Here is a 17,688-nt window from a genome sequence, read left to right on the forward strand (position 1 = left end):
TTGTGATCGCCCTCTCCCTCGCCGAGATCGCAGAAGTCGTCGGCGGGCAGACGCACGACATACCGGACCCGTCCGTCCAGGTCACCGGACCGGTCGTCCGGGACTCGCGGGAGGCGGGGCCGGGCAGCCTGTTCGTCGCCTTCGTCGGCGAGCGCGTGGACGGCCACGACTTCGCGGCGCAGGTCGTCGACGCGGGCGCGGTCGCCGTGCTCGCCTCCCGGCCCGTCGGGGTCCCCGCGATCGTCGTGGCGGACGTCCAGGCGGCCCTCGGCGCCCTCGCCCGGCACGTCGTCGGCCGGCTCGGCACCACCCTCGTCGCGCTCACCGGCTCGGCCGGCAAGACCAGCACCAAGGACCTCATCGCGCAGGTCCTGCAGCGTGCGGCGCCGACCGTCTTCACCCCCGGTTCGCTCAACAACGAGATCGGGCTGCCGCTCACCGCGCTCACCGCCACCGAGGAGACGAGGTTCCTCGTGCTGGAGATGGGAGCGCGTGGCATCGGCCACATCCGGTACCTCACCGGTCTGACGCCCCCGAAGGTCGGACTGGTCCTGAACGTAGGCTCCGCCCACATCGGCGAGTTCGGCGGCCGGGAGCAGATCGCGCAGGCCAAGGGCGAGTTGGTGGAGTCCCTGCCCCCGGCCGAGGAGGGCGGCGCCGCGATCCTCAACGCGGACGACCCGCTCGTACGGGCCATGGCGTCCCGTACGAAGGCGAAGGTGATCCTTTTCGGAGAATCCGACGAAGCGGACGTTCGGGCCGAGAACGTGCGACTCACGGACAGCGGACAGCCTGCCTTCAGGCTTCACACACCCTCCGGTGCATCCGATGTGACCATGCGCCTGTACGGTGAGCATCACGTGTCGAACGCGCTCGCCGCGGCCGCCGTCGCCCACGAGTTGGGCATGTCCGCAGACGAGATCGCCACCGCGCTCTCCGAAGCGGGCTCCCTCTCCCGCTGGCGGATGGAGGTCACCGAGCGCCCGGACGGCGTGACGGTCGTCAACGACGCCTACAACGCGAACCCCGAGTCCATGAAGGCCGCGCTGCGCGCGCTGGTGGCCATGGGCGAAGCCTCACGGGCGAAGGGGGGCCGTACGTGGGCGGTGCTCGGCAGGATGGCCGAGCTCGGGGACGAGGCGCTCGCCGAGCACGACGCGGTCGGACGGCTCGCCGTCCGGCTCAACGTCAGCAAGCTCGTCGCGGTCGGGGGCAGGGAAGCCGCCTGGCTGCAACTGGGCGCATATAACGAGGGTTCGTGGGGTGAGGAGTCGGTGCACGTGTCCGACGCACAGGCGGCGGTCGACCTGTTGCGCAGCCAATTGCGCCCGGGAGACGTCGTTCTCGTGAAGGCGTCCCGTTCGGTCGGGCTCGAGAGCGTGGCGCAGGCGCTGCTCGAGACCGGTGCCGAGGGTGAGGTCGCAGCCCGATGATGAATCAGATCCTGTTCGCAGGAGTCATTGGCCTCTTCCTGACGCTGATCGGCACCCCGTTGCTGATCAAACTGCTCGCGCGCAAGGGGTACGGGCAGTACATCCGTGACGACGGCCCGCGCGAGCACGCCAGCAAGCGCGGTACGCCGACCATGGGCGGTATCGCCTTCATCCTGGCGACGGTCGCCGCGTACTTCCTCAGCAAGGTGATCAGCGGCGAGTCACCGAGGTACTCGGGCGTGCTGGTGCTGGGCCTGATGGTCGGCATGGGCCTGGTCGGCTTCCTGGACGACTACATCAAGATCGTCAAGCGGCGTTCGCTGGGTCTGCGGGCCAAGGCGAAGATGGCCGGCCAGCTGATCGTCGGCGTCGCCTTCGCGGTGCTCTCGCTGCAGTTCGCGGACTCCCGCGGCCAGACCCCGGCCTCCACGAAGCTGTCGTTCATCACGGACTTCGGCTGGACCATCGGCCCGGTGCTGTTCGTCGTCTGGGCGCTGTTCATGATCCTCGCCATGTCGAACGGCGTGAACCTGACCGACGGTCTGGACGGTCTCGCCACCGGCGCCTCCGTGCTGGTCTTCGGCGCCTACACCTTCATCGGCGTCTGGCAGTTCCAGGAGTCCTGCGCCAACGGGGACACCCTGACCAACCCGGGCGCCTGCTACGAGGTGCGCGACCCGCTGGACCTCGCGGTCGTCGCCTCCGCGCTGATGGGTTCCTGCCTGGGCTTCCTGTGGTGGAACACCTCCCCGGCCAAGATCTTCATGGGCGACACCGGTTCGCTGGCACTCGGCGGTGTGCTCGCGGGTCTCGCGATCTGCTCCCGCACCGAGCTGCTGCTGGCCATCCTGGGCGGTCTGTTCGTCCTCATCACCATGTCGGTGGTCATCCAGGTCGGTTCGTTCCGGCTCACCGGGAAGCGGGTCTTCCGGATGGCACCACTCCAGCACCACTTCGAACTCAAGGGCTGGTCCGAAGTCCTTGTGGTGGTCCGCTTCTGGATCATCCAGGGCATCTGTGTGATCGTCGGACTGGGCCTCTTCTACGCGGGATGGGCAGCGGACAAGTGACCGACTGGCAGGGAAAACACGTCACCGTCGCCGGACTCGGAGTCTCCGGCGTCCCGGCGGCCAAGGTGCTGCACGGGCTCGGCGCGCAGGTCACCGTCGTCAACGACGGGGACGACGCGCGGGCGCGTGAGCAGGCCGCCGAACTGGAGGCGCTGGGCGTCACCGTGCGCCTGGGCGACGGTGACACCCTGCCCGAGGACACCGAGCTGATCGTCACGGCCCCCGGCTGGAGGCCCGACAAGCCGCTGTTCGCGGCGGCGGGCGCGGCCGGGGTGCCGGTGTGGGGCGACGTCGAACTCGCCTGGCGGCTCAGGAAGCCCGACGCGGCTCCCTGGCTCGCGGTCACCGGAACCAACGGCAAGACCACGACCGTCCAGATGCTCGCCTCCATCCTGAAGGCGGCGGGCCTGCGCACCGCCGCCGTCGGCAACATCGGCGTCTCCCTCCTCGAGGTGGTGCTCGGCGAGGAGGAGTACGACGTGCTCGCCGTGGAGCTGTCCAGCTACCAGCTCCACTGGGCGCCCTCCCTGCGCGCCCACGCGGCGGCCGTCCTCAACCTGGCCCCGGACCACCTCGACTGGCACGGCTCCATGGAGGCGTACGCCGCCGACAAGGGCCGGATCTACGAGGGCAACCGCGTCGCCTGCGTCTACAACGCGGATGCCACCGACAAACCGTCGACCGAGGACCTGGTCCGCGAGGCCGACGTCGAGGAGGGCTGCCGCGCGATCGGCTTCACCCTGGGCACGCCGGGGCCCTCCCAACTCGGCGTCGTGGAGGGCATCCTGGTCGACCGGGCCTTCGTCGAGAACCGGCACAGGAACGCCCAGGAACTCGCCGAGGTCTCCGACGTGACGCCCCCGGCCCCGCACAACATCGCCAACGCCCTTGCCGCCGCGGCCCTCGCGCGGGCCTACGGGGTGCCCGCGAGCGCCGTGCGGGACGGTCTGCGGGCCTTCACCCCGGACGCCCACCGCATCGCGCACGTCGCCGACGTGGACGGGGTCGCGTACGTCGACGACTCCAAGGCGACCAACACGCATGCGACGCAAGCCTCGTTGGCGGCCTACGAGTCGATCGTGTGGATCGCGGGCGGGCTCGCCAAGGGAGCCGTCTTCGACGAACTGGTCGCCGGCGCGGCGAAGCGGCTGCGCGGCGCCGTGCTGATCGGCCGGGACCGCGCCCTGATCCGCGAAGCCCTCGCGCGACACGCCCCGGAAGTACCCGTCGTCGACCTCGACCGGACCGACACTGGGGCGATGCTCCGGGCCGTCCAGGAGGCGCGGCGGCTCGCCCGGCCCGGCGACACGGTGCTGCTGGCCCCGGCCTGCGCCTCGATGGACATGTTCGCCAACTACAACAAGCGCGGTGACGCGTTCGCACAGGCGGTGCGCGAGCTCGGCGCCTGACCCCGGCCCGCCTGGCGCCGGGCGACCTCGGGAGGGACGCGTGGGACCGTCGACTGCGTGCAGCGGAGGCCAGGATGACCGGTAGCCGTACCGGGCGCCCGCCCGTACAGCGGGCCGTGCGCAGGCCCGTCGTACCCGGGCCCCCGGGCGAGAACCCCTTCCACGCCCTGGTCACCCGGGCGCGCAGGGCCTGGGACCGGCCGCTGACCTCCTACTACCTGATCCTCGGCGGCAGTGCGCTGATCATCGTGCTGGGCCTGGTGATGGTCTACTCGGCCTCCCAGATCAAGGCGCTGCAGATGTCGCTGCCGGGCTCGTACTTCTTCCGCAAGCAACTGCTGGCCGCCGCGATCGGCGGCGTACTGCTGCTGGCGGCCTCCAGGATGCCGGTGAAGCTGCACCGCGCCCTGGCCTACCCGATCCTCGCGGGATCCGTCGTCCTGATGGCCCTGGTGCAGGTGCCGGGGATAGGGGTCTCGGTCAACGGCAACCAGAACTGGATCGCCCTCGGCGGCTCCTTCCAGCTCCAGCCCAGCGAGTTCGGCAAACTCGCGCTGGTGCTGTGGGGCGCCGACCTGCTCGCCCGCAAGCAGGACAGGCGGCTGCTGTCCCAGTGGAAGCACATGCTGGTGCCGCTCGTCCCGGCCACCTTCATGCTGCTCGGACTGATCATGCTCGGCGGCGACATGGGCACGGCGATCATCCTGACGGCGATCCTCTTCGGTCTGCTGTGGCTGGCCGGGGCGCCGACCCGGCTGTTCGTCGGCGTGCTGTCGATCGCCGCGCTGCTCGGCGCGATCCTCATCCGCAGGAGCCCCAACCGCATGGCCCGGCTCACCTGCCTCGGCGCCACCGAGCCCCAGACGGGACCGGTCGACTGCTGGCAGGCCGTGCACGGGATCTACGCCCTCGCCTCCGGCGGAATTTTCGGTTCCGGGCTTGGCGCGAGCGTGGAGAAATGGGGCCAACTACCGGAAGCCCACACGGACTTCATCTTCGCCATCACCGGTGAGGAACTGGGCCTGGCGGGAACGCTGTCGGTACTCGCCCTGTTCGCGGCTCTAGGCTATGCGGGTATCCGCGTGGCCGGACGCACGGAGGACCCCTTCGTCAGGTATGCCGCGGGAGGCGTGACCACCTGGATCACGGCCCAGGCCGTGATCAACATGGGTGCGGTGCTCGGCCTGTTGCCGATCGCCGGAGTCCCGCTCCCGCTGTTCTCCTACGGAGGGTCCGCCCTGCTGCCGACCATGTTCGCCATCGGGCTGCTGATCGCCTTCGCGCGTGAGGACCCCGCTGCACGGATGGCGCTTGCCATGCGGCAACCCCGCTTTGGTAGAAAGCGGAACGGGGGTTCACAGCGGCCCCGCAGACGGAACACGATGCGACGGCGTGCCCCGGTGGCGCGTTCGTCCGGAGAGCGGTGAATTTCGGTGCATGTCGTACTCGCCGGCGGAGGAACCGCGGGCCACATCGAGCCCGCGCTCGCCCTCGCGGACGCCCTGCGCAGGCAGGATCCGGCCGTGGGCATCACGGCCCTGGGCACGGAGCGAGGCCTGGAGACCCGTCTCGTACCCGAGCGCGGGTACGAGCTGGCGCTGATCCCCGCCGTGCCGCTGCCGCGCAAGCCCACCCCCGAGCTGATCACCGTTCCGGGCCGGCTGCGCGGCACCATCAAGGCGGCCGAGCAGGTCCTGGAACGCACCAAGGCGGACGCCGTGGTCGGCTTCGGCGGCTACGTCGCCCTGCCCGGCTACCTCGCGGCCAAGCGGCTCGGCGTGCCGATCGTGATCCACGAGGCCAACGCCCGGCCCGGACTGGCCAACAAGATCGGTTCCCGGTACGCCGCCCAGGTCGCGGTCTCCACGCCCGACAGCAAGCTGCGGGGCGCCCGCTACATCGGCATCCCGCTGCGCCGCTCCATCTCCACCCTGGACCGGGCCGCCGTGCGCCCCGAAGCCCGTGCCGCCTTCGGCCTCGACCCCAATCTGCCCACGTTGCTGGTCTCCGGCGGCTCACAGGGCGCTCGCCGGCTCAACGAGGTCGTCCAGCAGGTCGCTCCGTGGCTCCAGCAGGCCGGCATCCAGATCCTGCACGCGGTCGGCCCGAAGAACGAACTGCCGCAGGTGCACCAGATGCCGGGCATGCCTCCCTACATCCCGGTAAGTTACCTGGACCGGATGGACCTCGCGTACGCCGCGGCCGACATGATGCTCTGCCGCGCGGGCGCGATGACCGTCGCCGAACTCTCCGCCGTCGGGCTCCCGGCCGCCTACGTCCCGCTGCCCATTGGCAACGGCGAACAGCGGCTCAACGCCCAGCCGGTGGTCAAGGCCGGCGGCGGTCTGCTGGTCGACGACGCGGAGCTGACGCCCGAGTGGGTGCAGCAGAACGTCCTGCCCGTGCTCGCCGACCCGCACCGGCTGTACGAGATGTCCCGCGCCGCCGCCGAGTTCGGCCGCCGGGACGCCGACGACCTGCTCGTCGGCATGGTGTACGAGGCGATCGCCGCCCGTGCGCACCGCTAGAGGCGTATGACGGAGGGCAGGCAGCATGGCCGGATCGACCACCGCCGAGCGTGGTGAACGCAAGCGGGAGTCGTCCGGCCCGCCGCCGCGTTTCCGGCGGTTCGGACGGCGGCAGGCTCGTCGGATCATCGCATCGGCCGTCGCCCTGGTGTTCCTCGGCAGCGGGACGTTCTGGCTGCTGTACGGGTCGGACCTGGTGCGTGTGGAGCGCGTGTCGGTGTCGGGAACCCGGGTCCTGACGCCCGCGGAGGTGCGCGAGGCCGCCGACGTCCCTCTCGGGGAACAGTTGGTCTCCGTCGACACCGACGCGATCGAGGCGCGGCTTTCCTCGGCGTTGCCCCGGATCGACACCGTCGAAGTGGTCCGTTCCTGGCCGCACGAAATCACCCTGGAAGTAACGGAACGTACCGCTGTCCTCCTCGTTCGCAAAGGCGGGAAGTTCATCGAGGTGGACGAGGAAGGTGTCCGGTTCGCCACGGTCTCCAGGGCTCCCGAGGGCGTGCCCACGCTCAAGGTGGCCGTCTCCAGGGCCGGTTCCGCGGCGGCGAGCCTGCGCCGCTTCGGCGAGGGCCGGCTGACCCGGGAGGCGGTGCGGGTGGCCGGCGCACTCCCGGACCCCGTGGCGCACGCCACCCGCAGCGTCAAGGTCCGTTCCTACGACGACATCTCGCTGGAACTGGCGGACGGTCGTACGGTCGACTGGGGAAGCAGTGAGAAGGGCGCCGAGAAGGGCCGTGCCCTCACCGCACTGATGAAAGCGGAGCCCGGTGCGCGGCACTTCGACGTCAGCGTGCCCACGGCCCCCGCGTCAGCGGGAAGTTGACGCACATCGGTGCAGGCCAGCACCCTGATTGGGCAGCGCTACGGCTGATCACATAGGGTGAAAAGAAAAACGGGAGGTTCGGCGTGTTCGTTGAACGGGCGCCGCTTGTCGACTTAGTGTCCTGTTCAGAAGACTCCAGGGAACGGACACACTGGTAACCCTAAACTTCAACGTTAGGGTTCGGGTCGGCGCTACGGACCGTCCCATTCGGCATCAGTCGTCGGGTCGCGGGGGCATCAGTGCCTCAGCGGCCGGGCGACACGTAACTCGAGGCGAGAGGCCTTCGACGTGGCAGCACCGCAGAACTACCTCGCAGTCATCAAAGTCATCGGTGTCGGCGGCGGTGGTGTCAATGCCATCAACCGGATGATCGAGGTCGGTCTCAAGGGCGTCGAGTTCATCGCCATCAACACCGACGCGCAAGCCCTGTTGATGAGCGACGCCGACGTCAAGCTCGACGTCGGCCGTGAACTCACCCGCGGACTCGGCGCCGGAGCCAACCCGGCCGTCGGCCGCAAGGCCGCGGAGGACCACCGCGAGGAGATCGAGGAGGTCCTCAAGGGGGCCGACATGGTCTTCGTGACGGCCGGCGAGGGCGGCGGCACCGGCACCGGCGGCGCACCCGTCGTGGCCAACATCGCCCGCTCGCTCGGCGCCCTCACCATCGGCGTGGTCACGCGCCCGTTCACCTTCGAGGGACGGCGTCGCGCGAACCAGGCCGAGGACGGCATCGCCGAGCTCCGCGAAGAGGTCGACACCCTCATCGTGATCCCGAACGACCGCCTGCTGTCCATCTCCGACCGCCAGGTGTCGGTCCTCGACGCCTTCAAGTCGGCGGACCAGGTGCTGCTCTCCGGTGTGCAGGGCATCACCGACCTCATCACCACGCCCGGTCTGATCAACCTGGACTTCGCGGACGTCAAGTCGGTCATGTCCGAGGCCGGTTCGGCCCTCATGGGCATCGGCTCGGCCCGCGGCGACGACCGTGCGGTGGCCGCGGCCGAGATGGCCATCTCCTCGCCGCTGCTCGAAGCCTCCATCGACGGCGCCCGCGGCGTGCTGCTCTCCATCTCCGGCGGTTCCGACCTCGGTCTGTTCGAGATCAACGAGGCCGCCCAGCTGGTCAGCGAGGCCGCCCACCCCGAGGCCAACATCATCTTCGGCGCGGTGATCGACGACGCCCTCGGCGACGAGGTCCGGGTCACCGTGATCGCGGCCGGCTTCGACGGCGGCCAGCCGCCGGCCAAGCGGGACAACGTCCTCGGCTCGTCCTCCGCCAAGCGCGAGGAGCCCGCCCCGGCGCGGCAGCCGGAGAGCCGCCCGTCCTTCGGTTCGCTCGGCAGCGTCACGCCGAAGGAGGACCCGGAGCCGGTGGCGCCGGAGCCGGTGGACATCCCGGTCGTCCAGCCCCCGGTCCCGCCGTCGCGGACCTACGACAGCGCGGCCGAGGAACTGGACGTACCGGACTTCCTGAAGTGATAGGACGGCGTGAGAGCGTGAGCGGCGCGCACTTCGCCTTCACCGACCGGTGGGGCGGGGTGAGCGCCGCTCCGTACGAGGAGCTCAACCTCGGCGGAGCCGTCGGTGACGACCCCGGCGCCGTACGCGCCAACCGCGAACTGGCTGCCGGATCCCTCGGTGTGGACCCGGCCCGGGTGGTCTGGATGAACCAGGTGCACGGGGCCGACGCGGCCGTGGTCGACGAGCCCTGGGGCGAGGACCCGGTCCCCGAGGTCGACGCGATCGTCACCGCGCGGCGCGGGCTCGCCCTCGCGGTGCTCACCGCCGACTGTGTGCCGGTGCTGCTCGCCGATCCCGTCGCGGGCGTCGTCGCCGCGGCCCACGCGGGCCGGCCCGGCATGGTCGCCGGAACCGTCCCCGCCGCCGTACGGGCCATGACCGGACTCGGCGCCGATCCCGCGCGGATCGTCGCCCGCACCGGTCCCGCCGTCTGCGGCCGGTGTTACGAGGTGCCGGAGGCGATGCGCGAGGAGGTGGCCGCCGTCGAGCCGGCGGCGCACGCCGGGACGAGCTGGGGCACGCCGGCGGTCGACGTGGGCGCGGGCGTGCACGCGCAGCTCGAACGGCTCGGGGTGCGCGACCGGGAGCAGTCGCCGGTGTGCACGCTGGAGTCGGCCGATCACTTCTCGTACCGCCGCGACCGCACCACCGGGCGGCTCGCGGGCTACGTGTGGCTGGACTGATGGGACATGACGGACCGTAAGGACGAACTCGCCGCGAACCTGGCGAGAGTGGAGAGCCGGATCGCCGCCGCGTGCGCCGCCGCCGGGCGCGGACGCGACGAGGTGACCCTGATCGTGGTCACCAAGACCTACCCCGCGGACGACGTGCGGATCCTGTCCGGGCTCGGGGTGCGTCATGTCGCCGAGAACCGCGACCAGGACGCCGCCCCCAAGGCGGCGGAATGTGCGGATTTGTCCCTTGCCTGGCACTTTGTCGGTCAACTTCAGACCAACAAGGTGCGCTCTGTGGTAGGTTACGCCGATTTCGTACAGTCCGTCGATCGTGTCCGACTGGTGACCTCCCTCTCCAGGGAGGCCGTGCGGGCCGGGCGGGAGATCGGCTGTCTGATCCAGGTGGCGTTCGACGCCGGTGACAGCGGCCGGGGCGAGCGCGGAGGCGTGGCGCCCGGCGGCGTCGCGGAGTTGGCCGAGCTGATCGCGCGCTCCGAAGGGCTGCGGCTCGGCGGACTGATGACCGTCGCCCCGCTCACCGGGGAGTACGCGGGGCGTGAACGGGCGGCCTTCGAGCGGTTGGTGGATCTGTCGACCGACCTGCGCCGGACCTATCCGGCTGCGAACATGGTCTCGGCGGGGATGAGCGCGGACCTCGAACAGGCCGTGGCCGCCGGAGCGACACATGTGCGCGTCGGCAGTGCGGTACTCGGAGTCCGCCCCGGGCTCGGGTAACGTCGCCAAGAAGTCGGACCACAGCAGAAAATATGGTCAGTTCCGCCGAACAGCGGACGTAAGACCCAGTGGATCGCGGGCACTCGGCGGTCGTCAGCGGATCCACCACAGAGCGGAGGACTCGAAGCATGGCCGGCGCGATGCGCAAGATGGCGGTCTATCTCGGCCTCGTGGAGGACGATGGGTACGACGGCCGCGGATTCGACCCAGACGACGACTTTGAACCCGAACTCGACCCGGAGCCCGAGCGGGACCACCGGCGGCACGAGCCGTCGCATCAGCCGCACGTGTCGCATCAGTCCCAAAGGGACGAAGAGGTACGAGTCGTCCATCCTCCCGCGCCGCGCGAACCGATCGCCCGATCCGCTTCGCTCCCCGCGGAATCGCCACGCCCGGCGCGGATCGCGCCCGTGGCATCCATCACACAAGAACGCGCAAGCCTGGAGAAGAACGCACCGGTGATCATGCCCAAGGTCGTGTCGGAACGAGAGCCTTACCGGATCACCACACTTCACCCCCGGACCTACAACGAGGCCCGTACCATCGGGGAACACTTCCGTGAAGGCACGCCGGTGATCATGAATCTGACCGAGATGGATGACACGGACGCGAAGCGACTTGTCGACTTTGCGGCCGGTTTGGTGTTTGGTCTTCACGGCAGTATCGAGCGGGTGACGCAGAAGGTGTTCCTGCTGTCTCCTGCTAACGTCGATGTCACGGCGGAGGACAAGGCCCGCATCGCAGAGGGCGGGTTCTTCAACCAGAGCTGAGACGCAGGACCGGATCAAGAGCGGTACAGGGGAGAGGGAAAGCAGGCCATGAGCGTGTTCGCGCAGGTGATCTACATCGCGCTGATGGTGTTCCTCATCGTGCTGATCTTCCGTTTGGTCATGGATTACGTGTTCCAGTTCGCCCGCTCGTGGCAACCCGGCAAGGCGATGGTGGTCGTCCTGGAGGCCACCTACACTGTCACCGATCCACCGCTGAAGCTTCTGCGGCGGGTCATCCCGCCGCTGCGTCTCGGGGGCGTGGCGCTCGACCTGTCCTTCTTCGTCCTGATGATCATCGTCTACATCCTGATCTCGATCGTGGGCAATCTCGCGAGGTGACTGTGGACGATACGGTCTTGCCGACTGCCGATGACTACGTTGAGGTGAAGAGATGCCGTTGACCCCCGAGGACGTGCGGAACAAGCAGTTCACGACCGTCCGCCTCCGAGAAGGCTATGACGAGGACGAGGTCGATGCCTTCCTCGACGAGGTCGAAGCCGAACTGACGCGCCTGCTCCGCGAGAACGAGGACCTGCGCGCCAAGCTGGCCGCGGCCACGCGCGCCGCTGCCCAGAACCAGCAGAACATGCGCAAGCCTCCCGAGCAGCAGGACCAGCAGCAGCAACAGCAGCAGCAACAGCAGGGGCCGCCCCAGGGTATGCCCCAGCAGGGCATGCGAGGTCCCGGCGCTCCGGTGCCCGCCGGCATATCGGGCCCGCCGCAGCAGCAGATGGGTGGCCCCATGGGTGGTCCGCCCCAGCTGCCGAGCGGTGCTCCTCAACTGCCCGCCGGCCCCGGCGGACAGGGCGGCCCGCAGGGTCCCGGCCCGATGGGCCAGGGCGGGCCGATGGGCCAGGGCGGTCCCATGGGCCAGGGCGGTCCCATGGGTCAGGGCGGGCCGATGGGCCAGGGTGGCCCGATGCAGGGGCAGATGGGCCACGGTGGCCCGATGGGCGGCCACATGGGCGGCCCCGGTATGCCCGGCCAGGGGGGCCCCGGTATGCCCGGTCAGGGCGGTCCGGGCGGTGACAGCGCCGCGCGCGTCCTGTCGCTGGCCCAGCAGACCGCGGACCAGGCGATCGCCGAGGCCCGCTCCGAGGCCAACAAGATCGTGGGCGAGGCGCGTTCGCGTGCCGAGGGCCTCGAGCGGGACGCCCGTGCCAAGGCGGACGCCCTGGAGCGGGACGCGCAGGAGAAGCACCGCGTCGCGATGGGCTCCCTGGAGTCCGCCCGCGCCACGCTGGAGCGCAAGGTCGAGGACCTGCGCGGCTTCGAGCGCGAGTACCGCACGCGGCTGAAGTCCTACCTGGAGTCGCAGCTGCGCCAGCTGGAGACCCAGGCGGACGACTCGCTCGCCCCGCCGCGCCAGCCCGCGAGCGCCGCGCCGTCGCTGCCGCCGTCCCCGGCACCCTCGATGGCTCCGGCCGGCGCCGGTGCGCCGTCCTACGGAGGCAACCAGACGATGGGCGGCGGCCCCGGCGGTCAGGGCGGCCCGTCCTACGGCGGCGGTCAGCAGCAGATGCAGCCGGCGATGACCCAGCCGATGGCGCCGGTGCGTCCGCAGGGCCCCTCGCCGATGGGCCAGGCCCCCTCGCCGATGCGCGGCTTCCTGATCGACGAGGACGACAACTGACGGCTCTGTGGCCATGAGTACGGCGTAGCGGTCGGCAGCGTTCAGGGCGGGCCCCGGGTTCACGAACCCGGGGCCCGCCCTTTCGCTACGCGTGTTCACGGGGTGTGCGGCGCCTGTTCGGGCTCAGGCGTGATGTCCGACGTACGCAACGCCGAAGGCCGGTGTCCACCGGAGAAATCGGTGGACACCGGCCTTCGGCGTACGTCCCCTTACGCCTTGCGCAGGCGGAACGTCAGGGACAGGCCCTCGTCCGTGAACGCCGTCCCGTACGTGTCGTCCGCCTCGCCCTGGGCGAAGTCCGTGGCGAGGACCTCGTCGGCGATCAGCTCCGCGTGCTCCGCCAGCGCGGTGACCGTGGCCGGCTCCGTCGCCGTCCAGCGCAGGGCGATCCGGTCGGCCACGTCGAGGCCGCTGTTCTTGCGGGCCTCCTGGATCAGCCGGATCGCGTCACGGGCCAGGCCCGCGCGGCGCAGCTCCTCGGTGATCTCCAGGTCGAGGGCGACGGTGGCACCGGCGTCGGACGCCACCGACCAGCCCTCGCGCGGGGTCTCCGTGATGATCACCTCCTCGGGGGCGAGGGTGATCGTCTCACCGTCGACCTCCACCGAGGCCGTGCCCTCGCGCAGCGCCAGGGAGAGCGCGGCGGCGTCCGCGTTCGCGACCGCCTTGGCGACGTCCTGGACGCGCTTGCCGAACCGCTTGCCCAACGCACGGAAGTTGGCCTTCGCCGTGGTGTCCACCAGCGAGCCGCCCACCTCGGACAGCGACGCCAGCGACTCGACGTTCAGCTCCTCCGTGATCTGCGTGTGCAGCTCGGGGCCGAGGTCGGCGAAGCCGCCCGCCGCGATCAGCGCGCGCTTCAGCGGCTGGCGGGTCTTCACGCCCGACTCCGCGCGCGTGGCCCGGCCCAGCTCCACGAGCCGGCGCACCAGCACCATCTGCTTGGACAGCTCGGGGTCGATCGCGGACAGGTCCGCCTCGGGCCAGGAGGACAGGTGGACCGACTCCGGGGCGTCCGGGGTGACCGGGACGATCAGGTCCTGCCAGACCCGCTCGGTGATGAACGGGGTCAGCGGGGCCATCAGCTTGGTGACCGTCTCGACGACCTCGTGCAGCGTGCGCAGCGCGGCCTTGTCGCCCTGCCAGAAGCGGCGGCGGGAGCGGCGGACGTACCAGTTGGACAGGTCGTCGACGAACGCGGACAGCAGCTTGCCGGCGCGCTGGGTGTCGTATCCCTCCAGCGCCTGGGTCACCTGGTCGGTGAGCGCGTGCAGTTCGGAAAGGAGCCAGCGGTCGAGAACGGGCCTGTCGGCCGGGGCCGGATCGGCCGCCGAGGGCGCCCAGTTCGACGTGCGGGCGTACAGGGCCTGGAAGGCGACCGTGTTCCAGTACGTCAGCAGCGTCTTGCGGACGACCTCCTGGATCGTGCCGTGGCCCACCCGGCGGGCCGACCACGGGGAACCGCCGGCCGCCATGAACCAGCGGACCGCGTCGGCGCCGTGCTGGTCCATGAGCGGGATCGGCTGCAGGATGTTGCCCAGGTGCTTGGACATCTTGCGGCCGTCCTCGGCGAGGATGTGACCGAGGCAGACGACGTTCTCGTACGACGACTTGTCGAAGACCAGGGTGCCGATCGCCATCAGCGTGTAGAACCAGCCGCGGGTCTGGTCGAGGGCCTCACTGATGAACTGCGCCGGGTAGCGGGCCTCGAACAGTTCCTTGTTCTTGTACGGGTAGCCCCACTGCGCGAACGGCATCGAACCCGAGTCGTACCAGGCGTCGATGACCTCCGGCACGCGCGTGGCCGTCTTCGCGCACGTCGGGCAGGCGAAGGTGACCTCGTCGATGTACGGGCGGTGCGGGTCGAGCTCCGACTGGTCGGTGCCGGTGAGCTCGGTGAGCTCCGCGCGGGAATCGGCGACCGTGAGGTGGCCGTCCTCGCAGCGCCAGACCGGCAGCGGGGTGCCCCAGTAGCGGTTGCGGGACAGCGCCCAGTCGATGTTGTTGTTCAGCCAGTCGCCGTAGCGGCCGTTCTTGACCGTGTCCGGGAACCAGTTGGTGTTCTCGTTCTCCTGGAGCAGCCGGTCCTTGATGGCGGTGGTGCGGATGTACCAGGACGGCTGCGCGTAGTAGAGCAGCGCGGTGTGGCAGCGCCAGCAGTGCGGGTAGCTGTGCTCGTACGGGATGTGCCTGAAGAGCAGGCCGCGCTCCTCCAGGTCCGCGGTGAGCTTCTCGTCGGCCTTCTTGAAGAAGACGCCGCCGACCAGGGGGACGTCCTCCTCGAAGGTGCCGTCGGGGCGGACCGGGTTGACGACGGGCAGGCCGTAGGAGCGGCAGACCTTGAGGTCGTCCTCACCGAAGGCGGGGGACTGGTGGACCAGACCCGTGCCGTCCTCGGTGGTGACGTACTCGGCGTTCACCACGTAGTGGGCGGGCTCGGGGAACTCGACCAGCTCGAAGGGGCGCCGGTACGTCCAGCGCTCCATCTCGGCGCCGGTGAAGGACCGGCCGGTGGCCTCCCAGCCCTCGCCGAGGGCCTTGGCGAGCAGCGGCTCGGCGACGACCAGCTTCTCCGCGCCTTCGGCGCCCTTCGTCGCGACGACGTAGGTGACCTTGGGGTGGACGGCGACCGCGGTGTTGGAGACCAGGGTCCACGGGGTCGTCGTCCAGACGACCAGCGAGGCCTCGCCGGCCAGCGGGCCGGAGGTGAGCGGGAAGCGGACGTAGACGGACGGGTCGACGACCGTCTCGTAGCCCTGCGCCAGCTCGTGGTCGGACAGGCCGGTGCCGCAGCGGGGGCACCAGGGGGCGACGCGGTGGTCCTGGACCAGCAGGCCCTTGTTGAAGATCTCCTTCAGCGACCACCAGACGGACTCGACGTACTCCGGGTCCATGGTGCGGTAGGCGTCGTCGAGGTCGACCCAGTAGCCCATGCGGGTCGTCAGCTCGGTGAAGGCGTCGGTGTGGCGGGTCACCGACTCGCGGCACCTGGCGTTGAACTCGGCGATGCCGTACGCCTCGATGTCCTGCTTGCCGGAGAAGCCGAGCTCCTTCTCCACGGCCAGCTCCACCGGGAGGCCGTGGCAGTCCCAGCCGGCCTTGCGGGCCACGTGGTAGCCGCGCATGGTGCGGAAGCGGGGGAAGACGTCCTTGAAGACGCGGGCCTCGATGTGATGGGCGCCGGGCATGCCGTTGGCAGTGGGCGGACCCTCGTAGAACACCCATTCGGGGCGTCCCTCGGACCGCTCCAGGCTCTTGGCGAAGATCTTCTGCTCGCGCCAGAAGTCGAGCACCGCGTGCTCGAGGGCGGGCAGGTCGATCTGGGCGGGGACCTGGCGGTACGTCGGCGTTGTCATCAGCTGGCTTCCTCCGGCGGACTTGCTGCCTTCCGTCCGGAGGGACGAGAGCTGTGTCGATCCCTGCGCCGCCGTCGGCGCGCTCCCGCGGTACCACCCTCCTTGGCCCCCGGCGCCACGCGTGCTCCGGTGAGCCCCCTCATTGGGGTCGCGATGCCGGTTCTACCGCCCCGTGCGGGGTTTCTTCCGGCGGCTCCGGGGTGATCTTCACGTCGCGCTCGCCCCCGGGCTCACACCGTCCCCGGGTCGCTCTGGGCTGCGTACGCCGCTACTCGTCCCCATCCACGCTTTTCGCTCCGCCCAGTGTACGGCGTGGCGGGGACGGCGGCCGACCGGATTCCCGCTCGCCGTGCGACCCGGCCTCCCCCGAATGGCGAAGTGCGCCCGTCCGGATCCAGGGACGCCCGTGTCGGTGGCATACCCGGCGGGGAGCTGGGCACAACGCATGCAGGTTCGCCGCGCGGCGTCCGCGGGGCGAGGGAACCGGGCGGTGCGCCCCGTTGCCGCGGGACTCGAGTCGATTTATCGTCCCAACACGATTTGCGCGCAAGATCACAATATGTGAAGGGGCCGCGGCCATGGTGGCGAAGAAGACCGCCGTACAGCAGCCGGCACCGTCCGGCAGGCGCGGGCCCGCTCATGGCGGCGGGACCGAGGACGCGGGCGGGCCGGCCGGAGCTGCGGCGTCACGGACGACGGCGGCGAAGCCGCCCGCCGGGCGGGGGGCGGCGGGGAAGGCACCCGCCGGGCAGGCGGCGGAGAAGGCGCCGGCCGCCGCGGAAGGGCCGACGGCACGCACGGTGCACGGCGACGGGACGGCGGCGCAGCCGCTCCCCGCGGTGCCCGGGAGGAAGGCGCCCGCGAAGAAGACGCCGGCCAGGAGAGCCGTGACCGGGAGGGTGGCCGAGCGGAAGGCGGCTGCGGGGGAGGCGTCCGCGCGGAAGACGGCCGCCGGGGAGGCGTCCGCGACGAGGAGGACCCCTGCGAAGAAGGCCCCCGACGGGAAGGCGACGGCCGGGAAGGCGGCCGGCGAGGCGGTCGGGCCTGGTGGGGGCGGGGCGGGGAAGAAGGTCTCGGGACGGGGGGCCGGTTCGGGGACGGTTCCCGCGGGGGGCCGAGAGGCCGGGTTCCCGGGCTCGGGCGGCGGTGCCGCCGGGCCCGTACAGGATGTGGCCGGGCACAGCACGGCCGATGACGCGGACGCGGTGGATGCCGCGGCGCAGACGGGAGTGACGACGGTGGGTGCGAAGAAGACTCCTGGCACGGCCACGGCGGCGAAGAGCCCCGTACCCAAGGCCCGGATCGGCGCGGCGGAGCCGGGCGACCTCGCGGTACGGCCGGGCGAGGATCCCTGGACCCCGGAAGAGGCCGAGGGGGCGCGGGCCGAGCTGACGTCCGAGGTGCTGCGGCTGCGCGAGGAGATCACCTCCTCCGAGCAGTCGCTGGCCGGCCTGATGCGGGACCCCGGCGACGGCGCGGGCGACGACGACGCCGACACCGGCACCAAGAACATCACGCGCGAGCACGAACTCGCGCTCGCCGCGAACGCGCGCGAGATGCTCAGTCAGTTCGAGCGCGCCCTGCAGCGCCTCGACGCCGGTACCTACGGCCTGTGCGAGACCTGCGGCAACCCCATCGGGAAGGCCCGCATGCAGGCCTTCCCCCGGGCCACCCTGTGCGTCGAGTGCAAGCAGAAGCAGGAGCGGCGGTACTGACCGGCGGGCGCCCGGGGCGTG

The 17,688-nt window shown here is 70.7% G+C and carries 14 protein-coding genes; 13 read left to right on the forward strand and 1 reads right to left on the reverse strand.

Annotation, left to right across the window (positions count from 1 at the left end; all coding sequences use genetic code 11):
• The first annotated feature begins 2 nt into the window (after positions 1 to 2).
• From KYY02_RS07330 to KYY02_RS07385, 12 genes are all read left to right on the forward strand, one after another.
• Entirely contained in the window at positions 3 to 1,433 is a 1,431-nt protein-coding gene (locus tag KYY02_RS07330) for a UDP-N-acetylmuramoyl-tripeptide--D-alanyl-D-alanine ligase (RefSeq protein WP_371236701.1), read from the forward strand.
• Positions 1,433 to 2,503, forward strand: a complete 1,071-nt coding sequence (mraY, locus tag KYY02_RS07335; RefSeq protein ID WP_371236836.1) for a phospho-N-acetylmuramoyl-pentapeptide-transferase — start codon at positions 1,433 to 1,435, stop codon at positions 2,501 to 2,503. Before KYY02_RS07330 ends, mraY begins: the two co-directional genes overlap by 1 nt.
• The gene (murD, locus tag KYY02_RS07340) at positions 2,485 to 3,912 is read left to right on the forward strand and encodes a UDP-N-acetylmuramoyl-L-alanine--D-glutamate ligase (RefSeq protein WP_371236703.1); all 1,428 of its coding nucleotides are present in this window, start codon (positions 2,485 to 2,487) and stop codon (positions 3,910 to 3,912) included. Before mraY ends, murD begins: the two co-directional genes overlap by 19 nt.
• Before the next feature lie 74 nt (positions 3,913 to 3,986).
• Entirely contained in the window at positions 3,987 to 5,339 is a 1,353-nt protein-coding gene (gene ftsW, locus KYY02_RS07345; protein ID WP_371236704.1) for a putative lipid II flippase FtsW, read from the forward strand.
• Between the two features lie 6 nt (positions 5,340 to 5,345).
• On the forward strand, positions 5,346 to 6,440 hold the full coding sequence (gene murG / locus KYY02_RS07350) for an undecaprenyldiphospho-muramoylpentapeptide beta-N-acetylglucosaminyltransferase (protein WP_371236706.1): 1,095 nt from the start codon (positions 5,346 to 5,348) through the stop codon (positions 6,438 to 6,440).
• Positions 6,441 to 6,465: 25 nt separating this feature from the next.
• A complete protein-coding gene (locus KYY02_RS07355) occupies positions 6,466 to 7,263 on the forward strand; it encodes a cell division protein FtsQ/DivIB (RefSeq protein ID WP_371236707.1) in 798 nt (265 codons plus the stop codon).
• A gap of 288 nt (positions 7,264 to 7,551) precedes the next feature.
• Positions 7,552 to 8,742: a cell division protein FtsZ gene (ftsZ, locus tag KYY02_RS07360; protein ID WP_030820607.1), complete on the forward strand. Its 1,191-nt coding sequence runs from the start codon at positions 7,552 to 7,554 to the stop codon at positions 8,740 to 8,742.
• Positions 8,739 to 9,467: a peptidoglycan editing factor PgeF gene (pgeF, locus tag KYY02_RS07365; RefSeq protein WP_371236708.1), complete on the forward strand. Its 729-nt coding sequence runs from the start codon at positions 8,739 to 8,741 to the stop codon at positions 9,465 to 9,467. Before ftsZ ends, pgeF begins: the two co-directional genes overlap by 4 nt.
• Positions 9,468 to 9,473: 6 nt before the next feature.
• Positions 9,474 to 10,193 carry a YggS family pyridoxal phosphate-dependent enzyme gene (locus tag KYY02_RS07370; RefSeq protein WP_371236709.1) on the forward strand — a complete coding sequence of 240 codons (720 nt, stop codon included), beginning with the start codon at positions 9,474 to 9,476 and terminating at the stop codon, positions 10,191 to 10,193.
• Between the two features lie 128 nt (positions 10,194 to 10,321).
• Entirely contained in the window at positions 10,322 to 10,963 is a 642-nt protein-coding gene (locus tag KYY02_RS07375) for a cell division protein SepF (protein ID WP_371236711.1), read from the forward strand.
• 48 nt (positions 10,964 to 11,011) lie between these two features.
• Positions 11,012 to 11,302, forward strand: a complete 291-nt coding sequence (locus KYY02_RS07380; RefSeq protein ID WP_217136548.1) for a YggT family protein — start codon at positions 11,012 to 11,014, stop codon at positions 11,300 to 11,302.
• A gap of 52 nt (positions 11,303 to 11,354) precedes the next feature.
• Positions 11,355 to 12,596 (forward strand): DivIVA domain-containing protein, encoded by a 1,242-nt coding sequence (locus KYY02_RS07385; RefSeq protein ID WP_371236712.1) that lies wholly within the window; start codon positions 11,355 to 11,357, stop codon positions 12,594 to 12,596.
• 209 nt (positions 12,597 to 12,805) lie between these two features.
• Here KYY02_RS07385 and ileS read toward each other — a convergent pair whose 3' ends face one another.
• On the reverse strand, positions 12,806 to 15,952 hold the full coding sequence (gene ileS / locus KYY02_RS07390; RefSeq protein ID WP_371236714.1) for an isoleucine--tRNA ligase: 3,147 nt from the start codon (positions 15,950 to 15,952) through the stop codon (positions 12,806 to 12,808).
• 1,169 nt (positions 15,953 to 17,121) lie between these two features.
• Here ileS and KYY02_RS07395 point away from each other — a divergent pair.
• Positions 17,122 to 17,667, forward strand: coding sequence for a TraR/DksA family transcriptional regulator (locus KYY02_RS07395; protein WP_371236715.1), 546 nt, complete (start codon positions 17,122 to 17,124; stop codon positions 17,665 to 17,667).
• Positions 17,668 to 17,688 lie beyond the last annotated feature (21 nt).

The sequence above is a fragment of the Streptomyces pimonensis genome, assembly GCF_041380215.1.
Taxonomy (GTDB): Bacteria; Actinomycetota; Actinomycetes; order Streptomycetales; family Streptomycetaceae; genus Streptomyces; species Streptomyces pimonensis.

Bases quoted from the DNA above. Each gene is read 5' to 3' on its own strand.
- mraY (WP_371236836.1), top strand. From the start codon at position 1,433: ATGAATCAGATCCTGTTCGCAGGAGTCATTGGCCTCTTCCTGACGCTG.
- KYY02_RS07355 (WP_371236707.1), top strand. From the start codon at position 6,466: ATGGCCGGATCGACCACCGCCGAGCGTGGTGAACGCAAGCGGGAGTCG.
- murD (WP_371236703.1), top strand. From the start codon at position 2,485: ATGGGCAGCGGACAAGTGACCGACTGGCAGGGAAAACACGTCACCGTC.
- KYY02_RS07385 (WP_371236712.1), top strand. From the start codon at position 11,355: ATGCCGTTGACCCCCGAGGACGTGCGGAACAAGCAGTTCACGACCGTC.
- ftsW (WP_371236704.1), top strand. From the start codon at position 3,987: ATGACCGGTAGCCGTACCGGGCGCCCGCCCGTACAGCGGGCCGTGCGC.
- KYY02_RS07380 (WP_217136548.1), top strand. From the start codon at position 11,012: ATGAGCGTGTTCGCGCAGGTGATCTACATCGCGCTGATGGTGTTCCTC.
- ileS (WP_371236714.1), bottom strand. From the start codon at position 15,952: ATGACAACGCCGACGTACCGCCAGGTCCCCGCCCAGATCGACCTGCCC.
- KYY02_RS07370 (WP_371236709.1), top strand. From the start codon at position 9,474: ATGACGGACCGTAAGGACGAACTCGCCGCGAACCTGGCGAGAGTGGAG.
- KYY02_RS07375 (WP_371236711.1), top strand. From the start codon at position 10,322: ATGGCCGGCGCGATGCGCAAGATGGCGGTCTATCTCGGCCTCGTGGAG.